At 73.8% G+C, this 1,982-nt stretch carries 1 protein-coding gene; it reads left to right on the top strand.

Annotated features, from left to right (window positions below; translation table 11 throughout):
• Window positions 1-212 precede the first annotated feature (212 nt).
• Window positions 213-1,313, top strand: a complete 1,101-nt coding sequence (locus PROKR_RS05865; protein WP_245605720.1) for a LacI family DNA-binding transcriptional regulator — start codon at window positions 213-215, stop codon at window positions 1,311-1,313.
• Window positions 1,314-1,982 lie beyond the last annotated feature (669 nt).

The raw sequence follows: 1,982 nt of genomic DNA, 5'->3' as shown, positions 1-1,982 counted from the left end.
CTCCGTCGTCGGCTGAGGCGCCGTCGGCTGAGGCGCCGTCGGCTGAGGTGCGTCGGCTGAGGTGCGTCGGCTGAGGTGCGTCGGCCGAAGGCTCTCCGAAGGTCCGCCGCGAGCAGGCGGTTCGGCCGGGTTCCGGACTCGGGACCGGGCCCGACCGCCTGCTCGCGGCGGACCTTTCCCGGCGTTCCGGGGGCCAAAGGTAATCTTCCGACATGAGCCGGGTGACCCTGCAGGACGTCGCGGAGCACGCGGGGGTCTCGATGAAGACCGTGTCGAACGTCGTCCGCGGGTACCAGCACGTCAGCCCGGGGATGCGCGAGCGGGTGCAGGCCGCGATCGACGAGCTCGGCTACCGACCCAACCGCACCGGCCGCAGCCTCGCCACGGGACGGTCGAGCATGCTCGGGCTCGCGTTCCCGGACCTGCGCCGCCCGTACTTCGCCGAGCTCGCGCACGTCTTCGCGCGGGTCGCCGAGTCGCGCGGCTACCGGCTCCTGCTCGCCGAGACGGGTGCGACGGCAGACGGCGAGCGCTCGGTGCTGCGCGACCGCGAGGCCGGGATCATGGACGCGATGGTGATGCAGCCGCAGGTCCTGCCCGCCCGCGAGCTGGACGGCGAGCGGCACGGCATGCCCATCGTCTTCCTGGGCGAGGACCCGCAGCCCGACGGCGCGGACCAGGTCGCGATCGACAACGTGGCCGCCGCCCGGGACGCCGTCGGGCACCTGGTGCGCGCCGGACGTCGCCGCATCGGGTTCCTCGGGCACGAGACCGACCGGATGTCGTGGACGTCCAGGCTCCGGATCGAGGGCTACCGCCGGGCGCTCGCCGACGCCGGCCTGTCCGCCGACCCGGAGCTGCTCGTGATGCGACGGCAGGACGGCGACGCCCGCGACGCCGAGGAGGCCCTCGACGCCGCGCTGACCGCCGGGCTCCAGCTGGACGGGCTGCTGTGCCGCGACGACCTCGCAGCGATCGGCGCGCTGCGCGCCCTGCGGCGGCACGGCCTGGACGTGCCGGGCGACGTCGCCGTGATCGGCTGGGATGCGATCGAGCTCGGCGCGAGCACCGCGCCGAGCCTGACGTCGGTCGCCCCGGACACCCGGGCGCTCGCCGAACGAGCGCTGGACCTGCTGCTGGAGCGCCTGGAGGGCTACGCCGGCCCGGGCCGGCACGTCACGGTGGGCCACACGATCGAGTTCCGCGAGAGCGCGCCGGCGGGCAGTGCGGTGGCGGGCGGTACTGCGGCGGGCGGTGCGGTGGCGGGCAGTGCGGTGGCGGGCGGGGCGGTGGCGGGCGGTACGGCGCCCTGATCTCGCCACCTTGCCCCGGAGCACTCGGCAGTTCGCCCAGCTGATCGGCACTTGGCACGTGGCCGATCGGCAGGTGGCACCCGGCGTTCGGCACTTGGCAGTGAGCGGTCGGCAGGTGGCACCCGGCGTTCGGCACTTGGCACTGGGCGGTCGGCACTTAGCATCGAGATCGGCTCAGCCCTGGACCGATCTCGGTGCCAACTGCCGAGCACTCGGGCAACGTGCCGATGTCGCCGCCCCGCAGCCACCCTGCTGCTCGGCAGTCCGCCCTTGCGCTTGGCATTTCGCCCCGCTGCTCCGCAGTCCGCACCTGGTACCTGGCAGTTGGCACTTGGCGTTCGGCAGTTGGCACCTGGCGCTCGGTAGTTGGCACTTGGCGTTCGGCAGTGGGCATCGAGATCGGCTCAGGGCTGGACCGATCTCTGTGCCAACTGCCGAGCACTTGGGAGATGTGCCGAGCTCGGTGTGCAGCACGAGCGCCCGCCTGCCGGGATCCGGATCAGCGCGCCGGGTCACCACTCCGCAGTTCACGCCGGTGCTCAGTAGTCCGCACCTGCAGCTGGCACCTGGCAGCTGGCACTTGGCGGTTGGCCGCTGGCGGTCGGCGGTCGGCGGTCGGCGGTCGGCCGCTGGCGGTCGGCAGTCGGCGGTCGGCGGTCGGCGGTCGGC

It is taken from the genome of Promicromonospora kroppenstedtii DSM 19349, assembly GCF_000515355.1.
In the GTDB taxonomy this organism is placed as follows: domain Bacteria; phylum Actinomycetota; class Actinomycetes; order Actinomycetales; family Cellulomonadaceae; genus Promicromonospora; species Promicromonospora kroppenstedtii.
Note: the sequence above shows the minus strand (reverse complement) of the source record. Positions and strands in the feature narration are given on the sequence as shown.